Origin of the sequence: Novosphingobium sp., from assembly GCF_032093395.1 — a bacterium.
Taxonomy (GTDB): domain Bacteria; phylum Pseudomonadota; class Alphaproteobacteria; order Sphingomonadales; family Sphingomonadaceae; genus Novosphingobium.
The window spans coordinates 15519-31863 of record NZ_DAMDBA010000006.1 but is presented as its reverse complement, the minus strand read 5'-3'; the positions used below and the strand labels follow the sequence as shown (position 1 = coordinate 31863).

At 66.7% G+C, this 16345-nt stretch carries 12 protein-coding genes; 5 read left to right on the top strand and 7 right to left on the bottom strand.

The genetic code is table 11. The features are described from left to right. The gene (locus RT424_RS03680) at positions 1–2382 is read right to left on the bottom strand and encodes a glycoside hydrolase family 3 N-terminal domain-containing protein (protein ID WP_409521435.1); all 2382 of its coding nucleotides are present in this window, start codon (positions 2380–2382) and stop codon (positions 1–3) included. Between the two features lie 242 nt (positions 2383–2624). Between RT424_RS03680 and RT424_RS03675 the strand changes: the two genes are divergently transcribed. Then, a complete protein-coding gene (locus RT424_RS03675) occupies positions 2625–4718 on the top strand; it encodes an alpha-glucuronidase family glycosyl hydrolase (protein WP_409521434.1) in 2094 nt (697 codons plus the stop codon). A gap of 109 nt (positions 4719–4827) precedes the next feature. After that, positions 4828–5898: a LacI family DNA-binding transcriptional regulator gene (locus tag RT424_RS03670; RefSeq protein WP_313434613.1), complete on the top strand. Its 1071-nt coding sequence runs from the start codon at positions 4828–4830 to the stop codon at positions 5896–5898. A 99-nt stretch (positions 5899–5997) separates the two neighbouring features. On the opposite strand, the gene RT424_RS03665 is transcribed toward RT424_RS03670, so the two are convergent. The 4 genes from RT424_RS03665 to RT424_RS03650 form a co-directional block, all read right to left on the bottom strand. Further along, on the bottom strand, positions 5998–7431 hold the full coding sequence (locus tag RT424_RS03665; protein WP_313434612.1) for a sugar porter family MFS transporter: 1434 nt from the start codon (positions 7429–7431) through the stop codon (positions 5998–6000). Between the two features lie 62 nt (positions 7432–7493). Beyond that, entirely contained in the window at positions 7494–8372 is an 879-nt protein-coding gene (locus RT424_RS03660; protein WP_313434611.1) for an SMP-30/gluconolactonase/LRE family protein, read from the bottom strand. Next, positions 8356–9108, bottom strand: a complete 753-nt coding sequence (locus RT424_RS03655) for an SDR family oxidoreductase (RefSeq protein WP_313434610.1) — start codon at positions 9106–9108, stop codon at positions 8356–8358. Before RT424_RS03655 ends, RT424_RS03660 begins: the two co-directional genes overlap by 17 nt. Before the next feature lie 13 nt (positions 9109–9121). Beyond that, the gene (locus tag RT424_RS03650) at positions 9122–10225 is read right to left on the bottom strand and encodes a fumarylacetoacetate hydrolase family protein (protein ID WP_313434609.1); all 1104 of its coding nucleotides are present in this window, start codon (positions 10223–10225) and stop codon (positions 9122–9124) included. Between the two features lie 214 nt (positions 10226–10439). Between RT424_RS03650 and RT424_RS03645 the strand changes: the two genes are divergently transcribed. The 3 genes from RT424_RS03645 (at position 10440) to RT424_RS03635 (ending at position 13339) form a co-directional block, all read left to right on the top strand. Further along, positions 10440–11582: a DUF3182 family protein gene (locus RT424_RS03645; RefSeq protein WP_313434608.1), complete on the top strand. Its 1143-nt coding sequence runs from the start codon at positions 10440–10442 to the stop codon at positions 11580–11582. 13 nt (positions 11583–11595) lie between these two features. Then, on the top strand, positions 11596–12336 hold the full coding sequence (locus RT424_RS03640; protein WP_313434607.1) for an alpha/beta fold hydrolase: 741 nt from the start codon (positions 11596–11598) through the stop codon (positions 12334–12336). Positions 12337–12487: 151 nt separating this feature from the next. Next, entirely contained in the window at positions 12488–13339 is an 852-nt protein-coding gene (locus RT424_RS03635) for an SDR family oxidoreductase (protein WP_313434606.1), read from the top strand. A gap of 49 nt (positions 13340–13388) precedes the next feature. Here the strand turns inward: RT424_RS03635 and treY are convergent, their stop codons facing one another. Together treY and RT424_RS03625 are read right to left on the bottom strand one after the other, a co-directional pair. Beyond that, positions 13389–15593 (bottom strand): malto-oligosyltrehalose synthase, encoded by a 2205-nt coding sequence (treY, locus tag RT424_RS03630; protein ID WP_313434605.1) that lies wholly within the window; start codon positions 15591–15593, stop codon positions 13389–13391. After that, a partial coding sequence (locus tag RT424_RS03625; protein ID WP_313434604.1) for a DUF3459 domain-containing protein occupies positions 15590–16345 on the bottom strand: 756 nt, incomplete at its 5' end. The genes treY and RT424_RS03625, both read right to left, overlap by 4 nt.

The window sequence follows — 16345 nt, the reverse complement described above, 5'->3', positions numbered from 1 at the left end:
TCAGGCGATTTCGAGAGTGGTGGTCTTGAGATCGGCGCTGCTGGCGCCGACCAGGATATCGAACAGGCCGGGCTCGACGACTTCGCGCATATCCTCGTTCCAGAGGCTGAAGTCGTCGGGCCCGAGGGTGAATTCGACCTTGCGCGTCTCGCCGGGCTTCAGCGTGACGCGGCGGAAACCGCGTAGTTCCATGACCGGGCGGGTAACGCTGGCGGCCTGGTCGTGGACGTAGAGCTGCACCACTTCGTCGCCCGCGCGCTGGCCGGTGTTGGTCACATCCACCGATACGGTGACATTGCCCGCCGTGCCGATACGCGGGGCCGAAAGGCTGGGCGCGCCCACGGTGAACGTGGTGTAGCTGAGGCCGAAGCCGAACGGATAGAGCGGTGCCGTCTCGGCAAAGAGATAGCCGCGCTTGGCGGACGGCTTGTGGTTGTAGAAGAAGGGCACCTGCCCGACGTCCTTGACCACGGTGACCGGCAGCTTGGCGCCGGGATTGACGTCTCCGAACAGCGCCTCGGCCATGGCCGTGCCGCCTTCCTGGCCGAGATACCAGCATTCGAGGATCGCGTCGGCCTGCTCGGCCACGGTCGGCCACGAGGGCGGGCGGCCGTTGAGCGCGACGACGATCACCGGCTTGCCGGTCGCCTTGAGCGCGCGGAACAGTTCGTTCTGTTCGCCCACGAGGTCGAGGTCGGTACGGTCGCCAAGGTGGTTCTTCGCATAGCCTTCGCGGCTGGTCTGCTCGGTATCGCCGATGGCCAGCACGATCACGTCGCTGGTTTTCGCGACTTCGACAGCCTCCGCGATCAGTGCGCGATTCTTGGCCGGGTCCGCCAGAAGCACTTCGTTGGCCGAGCGGTCCTCGCTCCGGGTGATGAACACGCCCTGCGCGAAGACGACTTCGGCCTTGCCTGCCACGCGCGTCTTGATGCCTTCGACAAGGTTCACGCTGGAACGCGGCTCGGAGGAATAACCGCCGAGACGGGTGACATTGGCGTTCGGGCCGATCACCGCGATGCGCTTCTGCGCGCCTGCCGTCAGCGGCAGAACGCCCGTATTCTTGAGCAGGCAGATCGACTTGCGCGCCGCTTCCAGCGCCAGCGCGCGGGCTTCGGCATTGGCGGTGAGCCTGGCCGACGCCTTGGGATCGACCGGCCCGGCCTCGAACATGCCGGCGCGGAACTTCAGCGTCAGCATATGGCGGCAGGCAGCATCGACGGCGGCAAGCGGCACCAGCCCCTTGCGGACCTGATCGGCCAGCGTGCGATAAGCCTCGCCGTCGGGCAGGTCGCAATCGACGCCCGCAAGGAGGGCAAGGCGCGCCGCGCCCTCGATATCGGCGGCAAGGTGGTGGAAGCTCGCCAGTTCGCCGATCGCGGCATAGTCGCTGACGATAGCGCCGTCGAAGCCCCATTCGCCGCGCAGCACGTCGTTCAGCAGCCAGCGGTTGGCATGGCTGGGGATGCCGTCGATCTCGTTGTAGGAGGGCATGACCGCGGCGATGCCGGTGCGGCGCACCACTTCGCGGAACGGCGGGAAGAACGAATCGTAAAGCTCGCGCTTGCCGAGGGGAGCCGGGGCGACGTTGTTGCCTGCCTCGGGCTGGCCGTGGCCGGTCATGTGCTTGAGCGTGGCGAAGACCTTGCCCTCGGCCAGTTCCTTACCTTCGCCCTGAAGCCCCCGCACGGCGGCGACGCCCATCTCTCCGCAGAGATAGGGATCTTCCCCGAAGGTTTCCTCGATACGGCCCCAGCGTGGGTCGCGGGCGATGTCCACCACCGGCGACAGCGCCAGGGTGGAGCCGTGCGCGCGCACTTCGCGGCCGATCACCGACTGCACGCGCTCCACCAGATCGGTGTCGAAAGTGCCCGCCATGGCGATGGCCTGCGGAAAGCTGGTTGCTTCGGGCGCCATGTAGCCGTGGAGCGATTCCTCATGGAACAGCACCGGGATGCCGAGGCGGGTCCGCTCGCGCGCCCACTTCTGGGTGGCATTGACGAAAGCGATGGTATCGGCGGGCTTGCGCCAACGACCCGTCACTTCGGTGCCGGTATTGTTGGCCGTGGCCGCGCCGCCCCGGTCGGACGGGCGCGCGATCTGGCCGATGCCGTTCGGGTGCGCCTGACTGGCGCGCGCCGGATCGAAAGCGCGCGATTCGTTCATGATCTCACGCTTGCGGGTGGAGAGCGTGATGAGCTGGGCCACCTTCTCGTCCAGCGTCATGATGGCCATCAGATCCTTGACGCGCAGATCGACGGGAACCTTGGGATCCTTGTACAGCGGCGTTGCGGCGCGCGCGGAAAGCGGCAGGAACGCCAGCATCGAGGCGCCCGCGCCCCACCGCAGCAGCTCACGGCGCTTCATGGAAGCGGCGATCATGCGCGCGCCTCCACAAACGAGAGGCACGATCCCGCAACCGTCAGACAAACCGGAAAAATCATCGTTCTCCCCTGCATCCCCGGGCACTCTCGGGCCCATTTCCCAATCGGGCGGCAAACACTGTTGCCTGCCCTGAACTTTGTGTGTTAGCGGTATCATGCGCGACAACGAACGAGCTTGTCAATGGCATCGCGGCGCTAATTAATTCGGCCCTCGGGCCATGATCTGGGACACAGGGGAGGATGATGAAAAAGCGGCTTCTGACGATCGGCGTATGCGTGATGGCCCTTGGCTTCGCGACTGCTCCGGCCTTTGCAAACGATGGCTACGATCTCTGGCTGGCCCCTGCAAGTTCGCCCGCCACGGACATCCGCGTGATCGGCCAGTCGGAAACGCTGGACCGCGCCGCCGGAGAACTGCGCCGCGACCTTGCCGCCTCGGCGCTTCCGGTGGTTCTGGCAAAGGTCGACGATCCGGCGCTTGCCGCGCTGCGCCTGCCCACGGCATCGCTGGGCGAGGAAGGTTACCTGATCCGAGCCGCCACTCTCGACGGTCGCAAGACGCTGATCGTCACCGGCCAGACCGACCGCGCCGTGCTCTACGGCGCCTTCGCGCTGATCCGCGCGCAGAAGACCGGCGCCGATCTTGCCGCGATCGACGTTCAGTCAGCCCCGAAGATCGGCCTGCGCGTGCTCAACCACTGGGACAATCTCGACGGTTCGGTGGAGCGCGGATACGCGGGCCAGTCGCTGTGGGACTGGTGGACCCTGCCGGACTTCAAGGATCCGCGCTATACCGACTATGCCCGCGCCAACGCCGCGCTGGGCGTCAACGGGATCGTCCTCAACAACGTCAACGCCAAGCCGGAGAGCCTGACCGCGCCCTATATCGCCAAGGCCAAGGCGCTGGCCGAAGTGTTCCGGCCCTGGGGCATCAAGGTCTATCTCTCCGCCCGCTTTTCCGCACCGATCGAGATCGGCCACCTAAAGAGCGCCGATCCGCTCGATCCCCAAGTCCAGGCCTGGTGGAAAGCCAAGAGCGACGAAATCTACCGCGAAATCCCCGATTTCGGCGGATTCCTGGTCAAGGCCAACAGCGAAGGCCAGCCCGGCCCGCGCGACTATCACCGCAGCCATGCGGAAGGCGCCAACATGCTGGCCGCCGCCGTCGCGCCGCATGGCGGCATCGTCATGTGGCGCGCCTTCGTCTATGCCGAAACCGACCCGGACGACCGCGCCAAGCAGGCTTATACCGAGTTCAAGCCTCTCGACGGCAAGTTCGCCGACAACGTGCTGGTCCAGGTGAAGAACGGCGCCATCGACTTCCAGCCGCGCGAGCCGTTCCATCCGCTGTTCGGCGCCATGCCGAAGACGCCGATGATGCTGGAACTCCAGATCACCAAGGAATACCTGGGCTTCGCCACCCACCTTGCCTACCTCGGCACGATGTTCGAGGAAGTGCTGGAGGCCGATACCCACGCCAGGGGCAAGGGATCGACCGTGGCCAAGGTGGTCGATGGTTCGCTCTATCGGCATAAGCTGAGCGGCATTGCCGGGGTCGCCAATGTCGGGCGCGATCGCGACTGGTCGGGCTCCACGTTCAACCAGGCCAACTGGTACGCCTTCGGCCGCCTCGCCTGGGATCCGACGCTGTCGGCCGACAGGATCGCCCGCGAATGGGCGCAGCAGACTTTCGGCAACGATCCGCGCGTGATCGATACGGCGGTGAAGATGATGATGGCCTCGCGGGAGGCGGTGGTGGACTATACCGGGCCGTTCGGGCTGGCCCACCTGATGGGCACCGGCCACCACTACGGTCCCGGCCCCTGGATCAGCGACCTCGCCCGGCCCGAATGGAACCCGGTCTACTACCACAAGGCCGACAGGAACGGCATCGGCTTCGACCGCACGAAAACCGGCAGCAATGCCGTCGCGCAGTACGAACCGGCCGTGGCGAAAATGCTGGCCGATCCACGCACGACGCCGGAAAGCGAACTGCTGTGGTTCCATCACCTGCCGTGGGACTGGAAGATGAAATCCGGCCGCACGCTGTGGCAGGAGATGGTGGCGCGCTACGATCGCGGGGTGTCAACGGTCGCGCAGATGCAGTCCGAATGGCAGGGCGTGAAGGGCCTCGTCGATGCCGAGCGCTGGCAGAAGACCGCCAGCTATCTCCAGATCCAGCACGACGAGGCGAAGTGGTGGCGCGATGCCAGCCTGGCCTACTGGATGTCGGTAAACGGCCTGCAACTGCCTGAGGGCGTCGCCGCGCCGGAACACGATCTGGCGTGGTACAAGGCGCAGGACTTCCCGCTCGCGCCCGGCCATCCTCACTGACCACCTCCACTGATAACGCTTCGCTGGTTGCGCTACCAACGCGACTTGTGGTGTTAGCGAACATTCCCCGGCGCTCCTCATGAGCGCCGGGGATCCGCCGGGGAACCAGATGAGCAGGCAAACCAGAGGTCCGCGCAAGCAGCGCTCCAGCGCCAAGATCGACGATGTGGCCCGTCTCGCGGGCGTATCGCCGATGACGGTGAGCCGCGTCATCAACAAGGGCGCAAACGTCCGCGAGGAAACCCGCCGCAAGGTGGAAGTGGCCATCGCCGAACTGAACTACGCCCCCAGCACCGCAGCGCGGATACTGGCCGGGGGCGAGGACTTGCGGATCGGGCTTCTGCACTCCAACCCGAGCTTCGCCTATCTCAGCGAGTTCCTGGTCGGCGCCCTGGAGGAAACCAGCGCCGCCAATGCACAGCTGCTGGTGAAGCCGTGCAACGAGGAAGGCGGAGAAGGCGGCGGCGAGGCAAGGGCGGTGGCGCAATTGCTGCGCACCCGCATCGACGGCGTGATCCTGCCGCCGCCGCTCAGCGATTCGCCCGCCGTGCTGGAAGCGCTCAAGGACGCGGACGTGCCGGTGGTGGCGGTGGCCACGGGCCGGGCACCGGAATGGGCACTGTCCGTGAGCATCGACGATCGCGAGGCAGCCTTCACGATGACCCATCATCTGGCCGCGCTGGGCCATCGGCGGATCGGCTTCATCACCGGGCACCCGAACCAGACCGCCAGCGCCGAGCGTCTCGACGGCTACCGCGAAGCGCTTTCGGCGCTGTACCTGCCGTTCGATCCCGCACTGGTGGCGCAGGGATACTTCACCTATCGTTCCGGACTGGAGGCAGCGGCCCAACTGCTAGACCTCGATAGCCCGCCCACCGCAATCTTCGCCTCCAACGACGACATGGCCGCCGCCGCCATCACCGTGGCCCACCGGCGCGGGCTGGACGTGCCGAACCAGCTTACTGTCTGCGGCTACGACGATACCGCGCTGGCCGTCTCCGTCTGGCCCGAGCTGACGACGATCCGCCAGCCCACCACCGACATGGCGCGGCGCGCCGTGCGGCTGCTGATCGGCGAGATCCGCGCGCGCAACGGCGGCGGGTCGGCAGGCGATCATCCGCATGTGGTCGCTGAGTTCAAGCTGATCCGCCGCGATTCCGACGCTAAACCCGCCGCCTGATCCAAAGCGCATGAACGAAAAGCCCCCCTTGCGACAGGTCGCAAGGGGGGCCTTTCGTTTCGGGGCGGGCGGGGCTCTGAGCCCCTGCCCCTAAGGTTCTCAGCCTTCCATCTCTTCCAGCTCGCGCCCCTTGGTCTCGTTGACCATGGCGCGGACGAAGAAGAACGAGACGGCGGCGAAGAACGCATAGCCGGTGTAGGTCACGGCGAGGCCGGGACTGACCGCCAGCGCAGGGAAGCTCACCGAGACGGCGGCATTGGCGATCCACTGCGCGAAGCCCGCCACCGCAAGGCCGGAGCCGCGGATCTGGTTGGGGAACATCTCGCCCAGCATGACCCACATGATCGGGCCCCAGCTCATGTTGAAGAAGATCACGTAGAGGTTGGCGGCGACCAGCGCGATCACGCCGTTGTTGCCGGGCAGCGAAACGGCGCCGTCCGCGCCGGTGACGGCGGTGGAGAAGGCATAGGCCACGGTGGCCAGCGTCACCGCCATGCCCGCCGAGCCGATCAGCAGCAGCGGCTTGCGGCCGATGCGGTCCACCAGCGCGATGGTGGCGAGGCAGGCGCCGATCGATAGCACGCCGGAAAGGATGTTGGTCTGAAGCGCATAGTCTTCCGAGAAGCCGACGGCCTCCCACAGCGTGGCGCCATAGTAGAACACCACGTTGATACCGACGAGCTGCTGGAACACGGCGAGGCCGATGCCTGCCCAGACGATCGGGCGAACGCGGCCGCTGGTCTTCTCGATCAGGTCCGAAAGCTTGGGCTTGTGGTGGTCGGCAGCCAGGCTGGCGCGGATTTCCGCGACCTTACGGTCGGCTTCCGCCGTGCCGAACAGGCGGGTCAGCACGGCATGGGCGCGCGGCTCCTGGCCCTTTACCACCAGATAACGCGGGCTTTCGGGGATGATGAGCAGCGCGAAGAAGTAGATCGCGGCCGGGATCGCCTGGAGCCAGAACATCCAGCGCCAGGCCGGAAGGTCAAGCCAGAGCGCTTCGGTGGAGCCACCCGCGTAGCGTGCCAGCACGAAGTTGGCGACGAAGGCACCGGTGAGGCCGGTGATGATCATCACCTGCTGCACGCTGGACAGGCGGCCGCGAATGGCGGCGGGGGTCACTTCGGAGATATAGACCGGCGAGATCACGCTGGCCGCGCCGACGCCAAGGCCGCCGACGATGCGCGCGATGATGAAGATCGCCGACGATCCTGCCGCGCCGGCCACCAGGGCACTGACGAAGAACAGCACGGCGGAGAGCATCATCACGCCGCGGCGCCCGATCACGTCGGCCATGCGACCTGCGGCGAAGGCGCCGATCGACGAGCCGACGAGGATTGCGCCGACATTGAAGCCGATTCCCAGCTTGCCGAGATCGAAGGCGGCCTCAAGCCCCTTCTGGGTGCCGTTGATAACGCCGGAATCGTAGCCGAACATGAAACCGCCGATCGTGGCGACGGCCACGATGGCGATGATGAACGCCATGTTGATCCGGGTATCCGACCCGGATATCGGGCCGCTCTGCGCCGCAGTCATTCCTCATTCCCCTTAATCGAATGCGCCGATATTGTTTTGGGCGCCCGCATGGTGTTGGCGACTTAACTGTTGGCCGGGCATACCGGCAAGCCGGAAACGCCCGGATCGAAAGCGAAAACGTTGCCTGCCAGCGGCTGCCGTTCCAGTTCCGCCGCCGAGAGCCCCTTGCGCGCCGTGGTGGCGTAGGCGGTGCGCAGCTCCGGGCCGCCGAAAGCGATCTTGGTGATGTTGGCGACCGGGAATTTCACGGTTGCCATCAGCTTGCCCGCCGGATCGTAGCGCCGCACGCCCCAGCCTCCGAACAGCCCGGTCCAGAGGCAGCCCTCGGCGTCGATCACGGCGCCATCCGGGTAGCCGGCGCCGTCCTCGATGGTGACGAAGGCTTCGGGCTTGCCCAGCGTACCGTCCTCATCGACCGAAACGCGCCAGATCGTCTTGCCCAGCGTATCGGTGTGCCAGAGCGTCCGTCCGTCCGCGCTGATCGCGGGGCCGTTGGTGATGACCACCTCGGGCAGGCCCGCGTGGACGCAATGCCCTCGGTCCAGCCGATAGAGCGCGCCGGAAGCCTCGGTTTCCTCGTCATGCATCGAACCCAGCCAGATGCGCCCCGAAGGATCGGTGGCGGCATCGTTCAGCCGGTTGTCGGCGCGGTTCGGCTCGGGGTCGTGGAGCAGCGTAAAGGCGCCGGTTTCCGGGCTGAACCGATGCAGCCCGGTCTTGACCCCGGCAATCATGTCGCCGCGCTCCGTCGGCAGCGCCCAGCCGATCTGGTCGGGCGCGTGCCACATGTCGAGCATGCCGGTCGCCGGATCGTGCCGGTAGAGCCGGTGCTCCTTGATATCGACGAACCACAGGCGGTCGCCGGTCCAGACCGGCCCCTCGCCCAGCGTGGCGCCGACGGAAAGAACGGATTCCGGCGTCACGTCAGCGCCACCCGGCATCGACGAAGTAGTCGTGCCCGGTGCACATGGCGCCGTCGTCCGAGGCCAGGAACAGGCAGAGCGCGGCGACGTCGACAGGCTGGATGCGCGCCTTGAGGCACTGCGCGGCCATGATCTCGGCCTCGCCCTCGGGCGTGTACCACTGCTTCTGGCGCGGCGTATCGACATTGCCCGGCACGATCGTGTTGACGCGGATATTGTCCGCACCCAGATCGCGCGCCATGGCGCGGGTCATGCCTTCCACGGCTGCCTTGGCGGTCTGGTAGAGCACCAGGTCCGGCAGGCCGAGATGCCAGCTGATCGAACCGAAGTTCAGGATCACGCCGTGCCCTTGCGCCTTCATGCCCGGAACCACTGCCTGCGCCGCGAAGAACTGGTGGCGCAGATTGGTGGCCATGCGATCGTCCCAATAGGCGGGCGTCACGTCGTCGATCGTGTGGCGATCGTCGTTGGCGGCATTGTTGAGCAGCACGTCCACGCCGCCCAGCAGGCCCGAAAGCTCGGCTACGGTGGCGGCGGTGGCATCCAGGTCGCGAAGGTCGCAGGCGCGGAAATGCGTTCCCGGCAGCGAAGCGGAAAGCGCTTCGCCGGCCGCGGCGTTGATGTCCACGAAGGCGACATGCGCGCCCTGGGCCACGAAAGCCTCGACAAGGCCCGCACCGATGCCGGTGCCGCCGCCCGTGATGAGAACGCGCTTGCCCTTGAGGCTGGGGTAGATTGCAGAATGTCTGGTCATGGATGGGCCTTCATCAAGCCTTGAGAAGCCCGCGCGAAAGCAGGTTGGCGTAGAGTGCCGAGATGCCGGTGCGCCAGGGCGCCGCATCGCGCGAGGTGACGACGCGGTTCTGGAGCTGGCCCAGCTTGTCGCTCTCGATGGTGACGACATCGCCCACCTTGTGGGTAAAGCCGCGACCCGCCTCGTCACGGTCCTGCACGGGCGCGAAAAGCGTACCGAGGAACAGCACGAAGCCATCGGGATAGTGGTGCTCGCTCAGCGTCTGGCGCACGAGATCCAGCGGATCGCGGCTGATTTCCGCCATGTTGCTGGTGCCGCGCAGGACGAACTGGTCCTCTCCGGTGATCGAGAGGCGCACTTCGGCGACGCGCACGTCGTCGATGGTGAAGCTCTCGTCGAAGATGCGGACGAGCGGTCCGAGCGAGCAGGAGGCGTTGTTATCCTTGGCCTTGCCCAGCAGCAGGGCCGAACGACCCTCGAAATCGCGCAAGTTCACGTCGTTGCCGAGCGTGGCGCCGACGGCCTGGCCGTCGCTGCCGACCAGCAGGGCGATCTCGGGTTCGGGGTTGTTCCAGCTGGAATCCGAGCGCACGCCGATCTCGGCGCCGACGCCGACGGTGGAGAGCACCGGTGATTTGGTGAAGACTTCCGCATCGGGGCCGATCGCGACTTCGAGGTACTGCGACCAGAGGCCGTCCTCGATCAGCGCGGCTTTGAGCTGCGCGGCGCTTTCGGAGCCGGGCACGACCGAGCGGATCTGGCCGCCGATGCGCGATTCCAGACGTTCGCGGATGGCGGCGGCGGCGCTCCAGTCACCACGGGCGCGCTCTTCGATCACGCGCTCGATAGCGGAGGTCGCGAACGTGACGCCGCAGGCCTTCACGCACTGGAGATCGACCGGGGAGAGCAGGTTCACCGAAGCGACATCGAAAGCGCCGAGGCGCTTGCCGCCGTTGCCGGTGAAATCGCCCGCCTCGACCAGAGCCGAGACAGTGGGCGCCACGGCCGACATGTCGATCAGTTCGCCACGGACGACGAGAATGGGGCTAGGGCCTTCGCCGAAATCGGCGCGGCCCAGGAACGTGCCGGAAATCCAGTCGGCAGGCATCAACGACATACAGTCTCGGGATTCGTCACGATTCCCCCTCCCATGTTTCATTTACTGATAGCGCTACCAATTGGCAGATTGATGCGGGTTGTCAAGCACCATCGCATGATCCGGAAACAGTCCGAGCGCAAGGCGCCGGGGCTGGTTTGCGGAGGCCGTTGCATCTTGCCGGGCCGTTCGAGCGTTGAGCCTTTCCCGACCGCTTGTCCAAGGATGCTGCGACATGACCGAAATCCGCTCTGGAGACGACGCTCTGGCCGCACCGCCGCCGGACGTGCCGTTCGAAAACGCGCATGACCGGGCGACCTGGATCGAGGCGACGCGGCGCATCGCCGCCGTGGCCGGTGCCGATATCTCCGGGGAGCCGGGATGGATGTCCTGGCGCGAAGGCGATTCCGAGCGAGGCGGGCAACGCTATTTCATTCCGCGCGACACATTGCTGGTGGAAGAGGCCCATCGGCTGGGCATCACCTCCGATTCGCAGTTCTTCGGCGGCGCCGTCCCGTCCCATTTCATCGCGACCAAGGCCATCTCCCATCCCCTCGTCTCGCCTGAGGCCCGCGCGCCGGAGGGCTGGAACCCGGCCCTCGCCGCCCGGATCGAAGAGGCCGTGCTGCGCGGCTATACCGCCTTCACGGTAGCGGACGCCGCGCTGGCCGGGCGGCTGATGCTGGAATACGGTCCTGCCCGGCTCAAGGAAGTGGAGGCAACCTCCGGCCAGGGCCAGACGGTAGTGACCAGCGAGCGGGAGCTGGAAGACGTGCTGGCCGCGATCGATCCCGCCCGTATCGAAGCGGGCGGCGTGGTGATCGAGGAGAACCTGGAGCAGGTCGAGACATACAGTGTCGGCACGGTCACCCTTCCCGCACCCGGCGGCAATGGGTTCCGGTCGCTTGCCTATTGGGGCACCCAGCAGCTCACCCGCAACAACCAGAGTGACGTCGCCTATGGCGGCTCGCGGCTCCACGTCGTGCGCGGAGGATTCGCGGAACTCGGCCGTGAGATGCTCTCGCATGACCGGGCCGAAGCGGTCATGAAGGCAAGGCTTTACGACAGCGCCGTCTTCGCCGCCTGGCCCGCGCTGTTCGCCTCGCGCCGCAACTACGACGTGGCCGAGGGTATCGACGCGCAAGGCCGCAAGCGCATCGGCGTGCTGGAGCAGAGCTGGCGCATCGGCGGCGCCACCGGCGCCGAGATAGCCGCCTTCGAGTACCTTGAAGCCCATCCCGACCGTCACGCAGTGACCACGGCCACGGTCGAGATCTATGGCGATCCCGATGCCGCTCCGCCCGGCGCGGCCGTCTATTTCAGCGGCGTGGACCCGGTGGCCGGTCCCCTGACGAAGTACGCCGCTATCGTCGAATGAAATGGTGACACGCATGAAATCTGCCCGCCCCGTGACGCTGCCCGTGGCCGACGAGACGATCGACGGCACGATCCTCACCCCTGCCAAGCTCACGCCCGGCGTGCTCTTCATCCATGGCTGGGGAGGCTGCCAGGAACAGGATCTGGTGCGCGCCGAGGAGATCGCCCAGCTCGGCTGCATCTGCTTCACTTTCGACTTGCGCGGCCATGCCCGGCACGAGGGAGAGCGCAACAGCGTGACCCGGTCGGACGGCTTGGCCGACGTGATCGCCGCCTACGACTTCCTGGCGGGCCAGGACGGGATCGACGCTTCCGCCATGGCGGTGGTGGGCACGAGCTACGGGGGCTATCTGGCCGCCCTGCTCACAGCGGAACGGCCGGTTTCCTGGTTGGCGCTGCGGGTTCCGGCGCTCTATCCCGACACCCACTGGGACGTGCCCAAGGCCCTACTCGATCGCGCCGAGATCGACCGCTACCGCAGCCATTTCCGCACCGGCCACCAGGATCGCGCGCTCGCCGCCTGCGAACGCTTTGCCGGAGACGTGCTGATCGTGGAATCGGAATTCGACGACTACGTGCCCCATCCTGCGATCAGCTCCTACATGGCGGCATTCCGCAACAGCCGTTCGCTCAGCTATCGCGTCCTCAAGGGCGCGGACCATGCCTTGCGCGACGAGAGCCAGCGAAAGGGATACAACGACCTGCTCATCGCCTGGATCGAGGAAATGGTGCGCGGCGTCCGCCGACCTACTTAGGCGGTACACGCATGGTCGCACCATCTGGGCCGATCCGCCGAACACCCTGTCGAACCTCGCCCCTCCGGCTCCGATCGCTTGGAAACCGCCCGGCCAGCGCGGCGTTCGTCGGTATATGCGGATGGGGCTGACAGAGACGAGGAACACGCTGATGGCCGAGATCCAGGATATGATCCATGAAGATGCCCTGCCGGGGCACGAGAGCACGCTCGAACCCAAGCCGGAATGGGCGCCGCGCTATCCGGGATCGGACCGGCTGAAGGACAAGGTGGCGATCGTCACGGGTGCGGACAGCGGCATCGGCCGCGCGGTAGCGGCGCTGTTTGCGCGCGAAGGCGCCGACGTGGCGATCCTCTACCTGCTGGAAGACGACGACGCGGCCGAAACGAAGCGCATCGTCGAGGCCGAAGGCCGCCGCGCGATCACCATCCGCGCCGACATCGGATCGCCGGACGCCTGCGAACTGGCGATCCGCCAGACCATGGAGAGCTTCGGCAGGATCGACGTGCTGGTGAACAACGCGGGCGAGCAGCATCCCGACAAGGACATCACCGATATCAGCGAAGAGCAGCTTCGCCGCACGTTCCAGACCAATATCTTCGGCATGTTCTTCATGACCCAAGCCGCGCGGCCTCATCTGAAGGCCGGCGCCAGCATCATCAACTGCACCAGCGTGACGATGTACAAGGGCAGCAAGGAACTGCTCGACTACAGCTCCACCAAGGGCGCGATCACCGCTTTCACCCGTTCGCTCTCGGAGAACCTCGTGGGCGAAGGCATTCGCGTCAATGCCGTGGCGCCGGGGCCGATCTGGACGCCGCTCAACCCCTGCGGCGGCGCGAGCCCGGAAAAGCTGGAAAACTTCGGCGAGGATACGCCGATGGGCCGCCCCGGCCAGCCCAACGAAGTAGCGCCTTCGTTCCTGTTCCTCGCCTGCGAGGACGCCAGCTACATGAGCGGGCAGGTGCTCCATCCCAATGGCGGTATCATCGTGGGAAGCTGAAGCAGAGGCGCTTCGCAGGCGCCGCCCGGACACGGCGCCTGTGACCGCCTCATGCCTGCAACGACGAGGGATGCCGGTTGTCTACGCTCGGTAATTCGATGTTCCAGGAAAATTCCCGGCCTTCATACTTGCGCGTAACCGTCAGCCCATGCCCCGTTTCGAAGAGCCGATAGCTGCCCCGTGCGAAAAGCTCGGGATCGGCGCGGCGCTGCGCCAGCAGGTCGCGGGTGAGCGCCGCCTTGCGCAGGGACTGGTCGTCCTTCGAGCCAGTCCAGTCGACCGGGCGGCGGTTATCGGGATCGGTCAGGGATACCGCGCCCCATTCGGTACCCTGATAGATATCGGGTACGCCCGGCGCGGTAAGCTGGAGCGCCGCTTGCGCCAGGATCACCCGCTCGCGCGCGGCTTCGAAAGGCTTTTCGGTGCCCTCGGGCCAGAAATCGGGACAGCAATCGGAGCGGGCGAGATCGCTCAGCAGCGCCTTGACCAGCGTTCCGGCGCGGGCCTCCGCCTCTTCGTTGGGCGCTTCATGCCGTGAGAGATCCTTGGCCTCGCGCATGGCCTTGTTCATATGCTCGGCCGCGCGGGCCTCCGCATCCGGGGCACCGCGCAGGGCCAGCGCCGTTTGGAGGGCATAGATACCCCAACGCTCGGGCAACCCGGATTGCACCGCCCGGCTCCGCGCCTCGGCATAGAGGCGGCGCGCCAGTTCGGGAACATGACCGAGCGCCACGATCGCCGCGCGCGCATCGGCAGAGCGCTTGGTGTCGTGCGTGGAAAGCGTGTTCAGGGCGAGCGGCGTCTGCTCCGCGCGCGCCTGCATGAGCCGGGCGAAACCGTCGATGTCGAGCGGCTCCAGATCCGGCTCGGCACCCACTTCACAGAAGGGCAGATAGGAAACGCTGCGGAAGAACACGGTGTCTTCCTCGGACTTGGCGGTGAGCGCGCCGGTAAGCTGCTCGAAACGCGCCGCGAAGGTGCGTGCGGTTTCGCTTGTGGAAGAGCTGCGCAGCAGATCGAGTAGAGCCGCCGTAACGTCGCCGGATGCCTCGGGCGCGCCCGTCAGTTCGGCCCCATCCGCCGTGTAGGCGCGATAGACCGGCCATGCCGTCGCCAGCCGTGCCACGCCGTCGGCCACGGCCGGGCCCAGGGTGCGCGGAACCGCGAGAGCCGCCATGGCCGCTTCCGTCACGCGCCGCAGTTCAGGGGCCAGCGAATCCGCCAAAAGGGCGCGGCGCACCGCGCGCACTTCGGCATGGGTATCGTGCGGCACCGCGCCTTCCGCCGCCTCGCGCATGGCGGAAAGGCCGGGTGCATGCGTGAGCAGGCGGGTCACCGGCGCCAGGAACTCGTAGCCGCTCATCCCCTCGATCGGCCATTCATTGGGGATCCGCTCATCCGCCTTGACGATCTTTTCCACCCAGACGGGCACCGAGCCCACGGCATCCCGCAGTCTCCGGAGATAACCGCCGGGCTGAGCCAGGCCGTCTATGTGATCGACCCGCAGCCCGTTGATCCGTCCGGCACGGACCTGCTCGACGATCCAGCGGTGGGTGAGATTGAAGACGCCGGGGTCTTCCTGCCGCACGCCGATCAGGCTGGTGATGTTGAAGAAGCGGCGGTGGATGATCGCATCGGCCGTCTCCCGCCAGTCGCCCGCCGACCACCATTGCTCGGAGAGCAGCGCCGCCAGCGTGGGCGCGTCCAGCCCTCCTTCCTCCACCAGCCTGCGCGCAAGCGGCGTCTCGCGCAGGGGATAGGGCTGACCATAGATGGCAAGGGCCGGCTGCGCGGGCGTGCCGGCGATGCCGATCGAGCCCGCTTCCAGCACGTCTTCCACCATGCCGTCCAGCACTGGGAAGTGCAGCGGCCCCTTGTCCCAATCGATGTCGAAGACGCGGGCGAACTGGCTGCCGCGACCATGCCGCATGATATCGGCGATAAAGGGATTTTCCGGCGTGAACGCCATGTGGTTGGGAACGATGTCGAGGATCAGGCCGATCCCGGCGGCGCGGGCCGCCTCGCTCAGCGCGACGAAGGCCGCTTCGCCTCCGAGCGCAGGGTCCACCAGGTTGGGATCTATGACGTCGTAGCCATGGGTAGAGCCAGCAGCGGCCTGGAACAGCGGTGAAAGGTAGAGGTGGCTCACCCCCAGATCGACGAGGTGCGGCAGCAGGAAGCGGGCGTCGTCCAGCCCCACGCCGCCCCGCAGTTGGAGGCGATAGGTGGCGACGAAGGGGATAGGGGCGGTCATTCCGGGCGATCCGTGTGAAGTGCGGCGGAAAAGGCGAAGGGGCTGGCCTTACCGTTGACGAGGGGGCCGGTGACGAGGATCAGCGGATCCTCGTGCGGCGCGAAGGCCTGTTCACCGGAGCGTGTGCCCAGCCGCGCACGCAGGGACAGGCGCGCGCGGCCGAAGTCCCAGACGGCCTCGATCATGGCGCCGTCCCGCTCGACCGCGACGGACGGCCAGGCATTGTCGGCCAGCAAAGGCACCACATGATCGCGGCGCAGCGCCAGCAGGTGGCGCACGAATGCCTGATGATCCTGTTGCTCCTTGCGACACGGCGCGCCGATCTTGGAGACCCTGAAAGTGTCGGGCGAAATGGGATCGGGCACTTCACCCCCGAATGCCTTGAACTGCGCGAACTCTTCGGCGCGGCCCTTGCGGACTGCCGCGGCCAGGTCGCCCGTGAAGTCCGCGAAGAACAGGAAGGGCGCGTCGGTCAGGAACTCGTCGCCCATGAAGATCATCGGCACGAAGGGCGCGAGCACGGTCATCGCGGTCGCCACCCGCAAGGCGGTGCGGTCTTCGACAAGCTGGTGCAGCCGCTCGCCCTGCGCGCGATTGCCCACCTGGTCGTGATTGCCGAGGAAGTTCACGAAAGCGGTGCGCGGCAATTCGCCGGACGGTTCGCCGCGTGCATGCCGGGCGCCCTTGCGGTGCTGGCCCTGTTCGACATAGCCATCGCGCAGAGCCGTCTCGATGTCGGCCAGCGGATCGAC